This window comes from Mycobacterium sp. (assembly GCF_044370595.1).
Taxonomy (GTDB): domain Bacteria; phylum Actinomycetota; class Actinomycetes; order Mycobacteriales; family Mycobacteriaceae; genus Mycobacterium.
Genome location: NZ_JBILVF010000147.1, coordinates 1 through 8,723, shown reverse-complemented (window position 1 = coordinate 8,723; position 8,723 = coordinate 1). Strand labels below are relative to the sequence as shown.

At 67.0% G+C, this 8,723-nt stretch carries 9 protein-coding genes; 4 read left to right on the top strand and 5 right to left on the bottom strand.

All coding sequences use genetic code 11. The annotated features are described in order from the left end of the window. Positions 1 to 166 precede the first annotated feature (166 nt). Together ADBZ5N_RS15445 and ADBZ5N_RS15440 are read left to right on the top strand one after the other, a co-directional pair. A complete protein-coding gene (locus tag ADBZ5N_RS15445; protein ID WP_526258867.1) occupies positions 167 to 667 on the top strand; it encodes a helix-turn-helix domain-containing protein in 501 nt (166 codons plus the stop codon). Further along, positions 645 to 1,070 carry a CoA-binding protein gene (locus ADBZ5N_RS15440; protein WP_526258865.1) on the top strand — a complete coding sequence of 142 codons (426 nt, stop codon included), beginning with the start codon at positions 645 to 647 and terminating at the stop codon, positions 1,068 to 1,070. The genes ADBZ5N_RS15445 and ADBZ5N_RS15440 overlap by 23 nt, the downstream gene beginning before the upstream one ends. Here ADBZ5N_RS15440 and ADBZ5N_RS15435 read toward each other — a convergent pair. Next, on the bottom strand, positions 1,057 to 1,746 hold the full coding sequence (locus ADBZ5N_RS15435; protein WP_526258863.1) for a hypothetical protein: 690 nt from the start codon (positions 1,744 to 1,746) through the stop codon (positions 1,057 to 1,059). The genes ADBZ5N_RS15440 and ADBZ5N_RS15435 overlap by 14 nt on opposite strands. After that, entirely contained in the window at positions 1,743 to 2,360 is a 618-nt protein-coding gene (locus tag ADBZ5N_RS15430) for a hypothetical protein (RefSeq protein WP_526258861.1), read from the bottom strand. The genes ADBZ5N_RS15435 and ADBZ5N_RS15430 overlap by 4 nt, the downstream gene beginning before the upstream one ends. An 81-nt stretch (positions 2,361 to 2,441) precedes the next feature. Between ADBZ5N_RS15430 and ADBZ5N_RS15425 the strand changes: the two genes are divergently transcribed. Beyond that, entirely contained in the window at positions 2,442 to 4,436 is a 1,995-nt protein-coding gene (locus ADBZ5N_RS15425) for a M13 family metallopeptidase (RefSeq protein WP_526258859.1), read from the top strand. A 4-nt stretch (positions 4,437 to 4,440) separates the two neighbouring features. Here the strand turns inward: ADBZ5N_RS15425 and ADBZ5N_RS15420 are convergent, their stop codons facing one another. The 3 genes from ADBZ5N_RS15420 to ricR form a co-directional block, all read right to left on the bottom strand. Next, positions 4,441 to 5,544, bottom strand: a complete 1,104-nt coding sequence (locus tag ADBZ5N_RS15420) for a L,D-transpeptidase (protein WP_526258857.1) — start codon at positions 5,542 to 5,544, stop codon at positions 4,441 to 4,443. 136 nt (positions 5,545 to 5,680) lie between these two features. Next, entirely contained in the window at positions 5,681 to 6,919 is a 1,239-nt protein-coding gene (locus tag ADBZ5N_RS15415; RefSeq protein ID WP_526258855.1) for an MFS transporter, read from the bottom strand. 66 nt (positions 6,920 to 6,985) lie between these two features. Next, positions 6,986 to 7,303, bottom strand: a complete 318-nt coding sequence (gene ricR / locus ADBZ5N_RS15410; RefSeq protein WP_526258853.1) for a copper-sensing transcriptional repressor RicR — start codon at positions 7,301 to 7,303, stop codon at positions 6,986 to 6,988. A gap of 78 nt (positions 7,304 to 7,381) precedes the next feature. Here ricR and ilvD point away from each other — a divergent pair. Further along, a partial coding sequence (gene ilvD, locus ADBZ5N_RS15405; protein WP_526258851.1) for a dihydroxy-acid dehydratase occupies positions 7,382 to 8,723 on the top strand: 1,342 nt, incomplete at its 3' end.

Sequence of the window (8,723 nt, the reverse complement as noted above, 5' to 3'; positions counted from 1 at the left end):
GTCCTGAGCGACTCTGGCTCGCGACCCAACTGGTTCGCCGGCTGGCCGACCCGATCCCGTCCGACGATGTCGACGATCAGCCGTTCGGCGCGGGGTCGTCAGCCGCGTGGGACAATGATCGGCGACGCTGCCTGTCGCTTTCGGTGGCGATCCTGGAGGAGGCCAGTTGACGCGCCCCCACGAACGGTCCGTCCCCGATACCCCCGTCGAGTTCTGGCCCACCTCGTCGATCCGGGCTGCGCTGCAGAGCGGAGACATCACCGTCTGGCAGCGGATTGTCGTGGCCGTCAAGCGCGACCCGTATGGCCGCACCGCCCGCCAGGTCGAGGAAGTACTAGAATCTGCTGCGCCGTATGGTGTTTCACACGCTCTGCATGAGGTGTTAACCCGAGCGCGTAGTCATCTGGAGGCCAATGAGCGCACGGAGGCTGCAAGGCATGTGCAGATCCTGCGAACGCGGTCGGGTCTGAGTAATGAGGAGTTCGCCTCGCGGATCGGGGTCAGTCGCGAGGAGTTCGCCGCCTATCTGAATGCCACGGTGAGCCCGGCGGCGTCTCTGATGATCCGGATGCGACGCCTCTCTGACCGGTTCGCCAAGATTCGCGCCCAGCAGGCCCAGGGGGCGACCACCACGGAACCCGACGATGAGTACCCCGAACCAGACTGAACTGCGCGACATCCTGCGCGACACCCGCACGGTCGCCGTCGTCGGGGCCTCAGACAACCCGGCCCGGCCGAGCCACGACGTGTTCGGCTACCTCGCCCGGCACAGCCACTTCGAGCTTTACCCGGTCAACCCCAACGTCACCGCGGTCGACGGCATCCCGGCCTACTCCAGGCTGGCCGACCTGCCGGTGGTCCCCGACATGGTCGACGTGTTCCGGCGCTATGAAGATCTGCCTGCGGTGCTGCTGGAGATTCTGGAACTGAATCCGCACCCTAAACACCTGTGGCTGCAACAAGGTTTGTGGCACCAGCAGGTGGCCGAACAGGCCCGCGCCGCAGGATTGACGGTGGTCATGGACCGCTGCCTGAAAGTGGATTACGCCCGACTGGTCAGCGCGCGTTGATCGGAGCGACGTCCGCTACCAGCCACCGGCCGTCCTGCTTGGACAGAGCCACCCGCAATGCGAGCACGGCACTGCTGGGCTGCTGTCCGGGTTCGGTCTGAGTTCCGCGCATCAGTACGGCCACCGTGGCCGCCGACGGGGCAAGTGTCTCCAACCCCGCTGAAATGGTCTTGGCCTCAGCGGTTATCCGCCGTTTGGCCATATCGGCTGTGACCGGGCCGAATTGGCTTTTGAACGCTTCGGCGCGTTCGGGTGTCATCGCGGCGGTGGCCCGGTCGAGTGCCGAGGCCGGGTCGGCGGGGTTGAAGGCGGCGGTGGCCTCGGCGACCTCTGCGGCCAGTCGGACCACTTCGGTGGTGTCGCCGGTGAACTGCCGGTCCGGCAACGTCCACCGGGTATAGCCGACCACCGCCGCTGCGGCTACGACGGCAGTCGTCATCCCGACCACCGCCAACCGCAGCGCCGGAGTGTCGTCGTCGGTTCCCATGGTCACCGAATCACGCCGGTAGAGAACGACGTTCAGGATCACAGCTTGGACGATGAGCAGGCACAGGATCGAGCACACCGACACCCACCACAGCGGCCAGCCGAGCATCAGACCGATCATCAGCAGAGCACCGATGGCCGCGCCCGGAGCGGCGACATCGAAGGCCAGCACTCGGGCCAGGTTCCTCATCGCAGCGACTCCAACCGGGTGATTCTCGGGGTGCCGTCCACCTCGGCGACACCCAGTCGCAGGTTCCATCGCACGGTGGTGGCCTTGCCGCTGGCGTTCTCACTGACCGATGTGGCCACCACCAACACGGTGTCGGTGCGGGAGGCCAACTCCGCGGGCAGCGCGGCGGGCGCTGCGGGACGCTGTCCGGGCTGTTTATCCAGTTCGGAGTGGATGACCTCCATCGACACCGACTCGACCTGGCCGGTGGTCTTGGCCTGCAGGGTCTTGACCACTTCGCGGTAGGGGGCGATCGACCCCTCGAATCCGGTATTGAGTTCACCGACAGTTCCGTCCCGAAGCCGCACCATGCTGGCCTCGACGTTGTCGGTGTTCATGTTGATCAGGATCCCGGTCCACGCGGCAGCGGCCTGTATCACCCGCGCCTGGTAGTCGCGGTCGGCCTCGGCGGTGCGGTGTCCGGACCACAGCACCGCGATCAGCGCGGCGGCGGCGACTGCGACCACGGCCAGCAGCGCAGATGCCACCCCGAAACCGGAGAACAGGCTCGCGGACCTTTCCGCGGGCGGGCCGGCCGGGCTGAGGGGTTGGCTCTCGGTGTCGGGCTCGGACATGCAGGGGAGGCTACCGGCCCGGGGAAGCTGGCCCGGCGGGCAGGAGCGAAGCGACCCGGGGAAGCTGGTAAGCATGGTGGCGTGACAGTAGACACCCAACGCTCCGGGATCGACTTGGCCCACCTCGATCCGGCGGTCCGCCCGCAGGACGATCTGTTTGGACATGTGAACGGCCGCTGGCTGACCGACTACGTGATGCCTGCCGACCGCGCCACCGACGGCGCCTTCCGCCAGTTGTACGACCGCGCCGAGGAGCAGGTTCACGAGATCATCACCCAAGCTGCCGAAGCCGTCGGCGCGGAAGGGTCCGACGAGCAGCGCATCGGCGACCTGTACGCCAGTTTCCTCGACGAACAAGCCGTCGAACGGCGCGGCCTGGGGCCACTGCTGGAGGAGATGGCTCTGATCGACCACGCACCGGACCTGCAGGCGCTGGCCGTGACGCTTGGCCGGTTCCAGCGCACCGGCGTCGGCGGTGGGGTCGGCCTGTATGTCAACACCGATTCCAAGGACTCCTCCCGCTACCTGATGCACGTCAGCCAGTCCGGCCTGGGCCTGCCCGATGAGTCCTACTACCGCGACGATCAGCACGCGGCGATCTTGGGCGCCTACCCGGCCCACATCGCAGCGATGTTCGCCCGGGTTTTCGGTGGGACGGCCGACGCGTACGTGCAACGGGCCGGACGGATCGTGGCGCTGGAGACCAAACTGGCCGCCGAGCACTGGGATGTGGTGCGCCGCCGCGATGCCGACCTCAGCTACAACCTGCGGACCTTCGCCGAACTGCCCGACTGGGCGCCCGGCTTCGACTGGTTCGGCTGGATCGTCGCCATGGGTGCTGCACCAGAAGCCGTCTCGGAAGTCATTGTGCGCCAGCCCGATTACCTCACAGCCTTCGCAGAGTTGTGGTCGAGCCAGGACTTCGCCGATTGGCAGGACTGGGCACGGTGGCGACTCATTCACGCCCGAGTGTCGGTGCTGACGACCGATCTGGTGGAGGAGGATTTCGCCTTCTACGGCCGTATCCTGACCGGTACGGAGCAGATCCGGGAACGGTGGAAGCGGGGCGTCTCCCTGGTGGAGAGCCTGATGGGCGACGCGGTCGGCCGACTCTATGTCGAACGCCATTTTCCCCCGCAGGCCAAGGACCGGATGGACGTCTTGGTGGCCAACCTGCGCGAGGCCTACCGGGTCAGCATCAGCGACCTGGAGTGGATGACCCCGGCCACCCGTGAGCGCGCGCTGGACAAGTTGGACAAGTTCACCGCCAAGATCGGCTATCCGGCCAAGTGGCGTGACTACGCAGCGCTGGTTATCGATCGGGATGATCTGTACGGCAACGTCATTCGGGGTGCGCAGGTGGCTTCGGACCGTGAACTGGCCAAACTCGGCGGCCCCGTCGACCGGGATGAGTGGTTCATGACACCGCAGACCGTTAACGCCTACTACAACCCTGGCATGAATGAGATCGTATTTCCCGCCGCCATCCTGCAGCCACCGTTCTTCGACGCCGACGCCGACAATGCCGCCAACTACGGCGGGATCGGTGCGGTGATTGGTCACGAGATCGGCCACGGCTTCGACGACCAGGGCGCGAAGTACGACGGCGACGGGCACCTAGTGGACTGGTGGACCGATGAGGACCGCCGGGAGTTCGGCGTTCGCACCGGCATGCTGATCGAGCAGTACGACGCCTTCATACCGCGCGATCTGCAGGACCGTCACGACCCGCCGCGGGTGAAGGGTGCATTCACTGTCGGGGAGAACATCGGTGACCTCGGTGGGCTGTCGATCGCGCTGCTGGCCTACCGGCTTTCCCTAGGCGGCCAGTCCGCACCGGTGATCGACGGGTTGACCGGTGTGCAGCGCGTGTTGTTCGGTTGGGCTCAGGTGTGGCGCACCAAGTCGCGGCCCGCCGAGGCGGTGCGCCGACTGGCTGTCGACCCGCACTCCCCGCCGGAGTTCCGCTGCAACGGCGTCATCCGCAACATCGATGTGTTCTACGAGGCTTTCGACGTCAGCGAGGACGACGCGCTGTACCTGGAACCGCAGCAGCGGGTCCGCATCTGGAACTGACGCGTCAGTACAGGGTCCACTGCCAGTCGTCGGCGCCGTCCGGCTTGGTGTAGAGCCCGCCGCCGGAGTTCTTCACCACGACCGGGTCGCCGCTGCCGAAGTTGTCGTAGAACCACTTGGCATTGGCCGGGGAGAGGTTGATGCACCCGTGGCTGACGTTGCGCACACCCTGGTCGCCCACCGACCATGAGGCGCCGTGCACGAAGCCGCCGCTGTTGTCGATGCGGACCGCCCACGGCACCTTGATCTTGTAGCCGTACTCCGAATTGATCGGGACTCCGTAGGTCGAGGAGTCCATCATCAACTCGGGGAACTTCTCGAGCACGTAGTAGGTGCCGTTCTTGGTCTCGTGGATGCCGTTGTCCATCCCCATCGAGATCGGCATGACCTTCTCCACCTCGCCGTTGCGGGTGACCGTCATCTGCTTGGTGTTGTCATCGATGGTGGCGACCACTGCGTCACCAACCCGAAAGCTCGACTTCGCGCCACTGGCGTCGATGGTGACCAGGGTGCCGGCCGGCCAGAAGTCGTAGGGCCGCCACCGCACCTGGGTGTCGGTAGTCCAGTAGAAGGTGCCGGGCACCGGCGGATTGGACGCGATGTGGATGGCCTGCTCGGCCATCGCACGGTCGGCGATGGGGCGCTGGAAGTCAATGATGATCGGCTTGGCCACACCGACCAGCGCGCCGTTGACCGGATTGAAGCGTGGCGGCGCGAAGACCGGGTCACCGGTGTAGGGCGAGTTGTTCTGGCCCCTGACGGTGCTGGTGTTGGTGCTCGATTTAGGCACCGATGCCGGACCACCCGCGGGGTTCTTCGGGACCACCGGTGTCGGGGCCGCGGCGGGAGCCGGCGCGGCGGGAGCAGCGGGAGCCGCGGCGGGGGCCGGCGCAGCCGGGGCTGGGGCCGGAGCGGGCGGCGGGGGCGCCAGGAAGGGCGGGGGCACCAGGTCACCCGGCAGGGGCGGTGGCGGCGGCGGCAGCACCACCGGGGCAGGCTCGACGGGGGGTGGCGGAGGCGGGACCGGATCAGCCCACGCCGTACCAGTGCCCAGGCCGGTCATACCCACCACGCACAGCGCAGTAGCCAGAACGCCTTTGACCCGCATTTTCGAACTCCTCCACTTGCTTGTTGTCGTCCCAGTGTTACACAACGTCGGCAGTGCTCCCCCCCACGCTCCACCCAACGCAGCCACCCGGAAACATGCTGACCTGTGCAAATGATCGGCCCCGGCGTGACAAGCGTTACTCCCTGCTGGTCACACCCTCGACGGCGAAGAGGTCCCTGCTCAGCAGTACGCACGTCAGCGCGCCGGCGACCAAAAGACCCGACGCGGCGAGCATGACGGCCTCACCGGTTCGCTCGAAGAGCAGCCCGCCGACCAGTGAACCGGCCATGATGCCGATCTGAAACGCTGCGACGTAGAGCCCGGAGGCGCCGTCGGGATCCTCCGGACAGTGCCGCATGGCCGCGGATTGCAGCATCGGCGGGACTGCGGTAGCCGTCGCCCCCCAGGCCACCACGGCGACGATGCCGATCAGCAGCGTCGCGGCGGTACTGCGGCCGGCGAACCCCAACCCGGCCAGCAGTGCGAAGACCAGCGTCAGGCCGGCCAGGCATCCGACGATCGCGGCTTTCGGGCGACGGTCGCCGGGGCGGGCCAGCAGGCCCATCGCGGTCAGCCCCGCAATGCCGTACGCGGCCAGCAGCAAGGCCAAATTGGGTCCGCCGACCCCGACGATGTCACGGATGATGACGACGATGAAGGTGTAGGAGATGAAGTGGCCGGTCACCCCGACCAGCGTCAGGACACACATCGTGACCAGGCGCCGGTTGCTCAGGTCCCAGACCCGACGGCGCCCGGACGCGGCGTCCGGGGCGGGCACGGCCATCAGCGGCAGCGTCAGCCTGGCGGCGATCAGCACCGCGGCGGCTGCCACGGTGATCGCGATGACGGCCAGCCGCCAGCCCCACAATTCGCTCATCGCCGCGGTCAACGGGCTGCCGACCACCAGCGCAAGTCCAGTGCCGACATACACCGCCATCGTCGCGCGGGCGGCATGCGTGGCGGGAACCATCCGCGCCCCGATCGGTGCGATCACCGACCACATCAGGCCGTGGGTCAGCGCACACAGCACCCGCCCCCCGGCCAGCACCGCGAAGGTCGGCGCCAGGGCGGAAATCACCTGCGACACGGTCAGACAGACCAGGGTGAAAATGAGGGTCCGTCGGCGCGGCCAGGACGCCGTCAATCGCACCAGTGGCACGGTGGCCACCGCCGCGACCAGCGCGTAACTGGCCAGCAGCGTGCCTACCATCGCCTCGCTCACACCCAGGTCGGCGGCGATCGCCGGCAACGCCCCCACCGGCATGATCTCGGCGGTCACGTAGACGAAGGCCGCAGCGGCCAGTACGGCCAGCGCAAGCGCGACCCGTGGTGTCCAGGGGCCGGGGCGGGCGGGGGCGGAAACGTCGAGTGTCATAGCGGTGCCGAAAAGGCGCTCACCACGTTATCGGCTACCAGCGACCCGAATAGCCCCGCCACGCGCTCAGGACCGCACCAACCGGGCGATCGCCGCCGAGGCCTCCGCGATCTTCTTGTCGGCCTCCGCACCGCCGGCCGCGACGGCATGGCTAACACAGTGGTTGAGGTGCTCGTCGAGAAGTCCGAGAGCCACCGATTGCAGGGCACTGTTGACGGCGCTGATCTGGGTGAGGATGTCGATGCAATACTTCTCGTCGTCGATCATTTTGGCGACACCTCGCACCTGGCCCTCGATGCGCCTCAGGCGCTTGGCGTAGTTGTCCTTGCTGGCCGAATAACCCTGGGTCGTGTTCCCGGTTTCTGCCGCGCCGGCGGTGGTCATGCGGGACACCCTACCGCATACCCGGTGGGGGTATCGTGGCGATTTCCGCGGGCACCGCGAGCAGGCATACTGATCGGCGTGACTGATTCCCCCGATCTCAAGCCCCGCAGCCGCGACGTCACCGACGGCCTGGAGAAGACCGCCGCCCGCGGAATGCTGCGGGCGGTCGGTATGGGCGACGACGATTTCGCCAAACCGCAGATCGGCGTCGCGTCGTCGTGGAATGAGATCACCCCGTGCAACCTGTCGCTGGATCGGCTGTCCAATGCGGTCAAGGACGGCGTCTTCGAGGCCGGCGGTTTCCCGATGAAGTTCGGCACCATCTCGGTCTCGGACGGGATCGCGATGGGCCACGAGGGCATGCATTTCTCGCTGGTGTCGCGTGAGGTGATCGCCGACAGCGTGGAAACCGTGATGCAGGCCGAACGAATGGACGCCATGGTCATGCTCGCCGGGTGCGACAAGTCGCTGCCCGGGATGATGATGGCCGCTGCACGGCTTGATCTCGCCGCAGTGTTCCTCTACGCAGGGTCGATCCTGCCCGGTTTCGCCCGGATGTCCGACGGCACCGAACGCGAAGTGACCATCATCGACGCCTTCGAAGCGGTCGGTGCCTGCGCGCGGGGCCTGATGTCGAGGGAAGACGTCGATGCCATCGAGCGGGCCATCTGCCCCGGCGAGGGCGCCTGCGGCGGCATGTACACCGCCAACACGATGGCCAGTGTCGGTGAGGCGCTAGGTCTTTCACTGCCGGGCAGTGCCGCCCCGCCGGCCACCGACCGGCGCCGTGACGGCTACGCCCGTCGTAGCGGCATCGCCGTGGTCGAACTGCTGAGACGCGGCATCACCGCCCGCGACATCCTGACCAAGGAGGCGTTCGAGAACGCCATCGCGGTGGTCATGGCCTTCGGCGGATCCACCAATGCGGTGCTGCATCTGCTCGCCATCGCCCATGAGGCCAAAGTCGAACTGTCCCTGGCTGATTTCAGCAGGATCGGTGCCAAGGTGCCGCATCTGGCCGACGTTAAACCGTTCGGCTCGCACGTGATGAACGACGTCGACCGGATCGGCGGGGTGCCGGTGGTGATGAAAGCACTGCTGGACGCCGGATTGCTGCACGGCGACTGCCTCACCGTGACCGGCAAGACGATGGCCGAAAACCTCGCCCACATCGACCCACCCGATCCCGACGGCAAGGTGCTGCGCGCGCTGAACAATCCCATCCATCCCACCGGCGGGATCACCATCCTGCACGGCTCGCTGGCCCCAGAGGGTGCTGTGGTGAAGTCAGCGGGCTTCGACTCGAGCGTCTTCGAAGGTACGGCAAGGGTTTTCGACGGCGAGCGCGCGGCGATGGATGCCTTGGAGGATGGCACGATCACTGCCGGTGACGTGGTGGTGATCCGCTATGAGGGTCCCA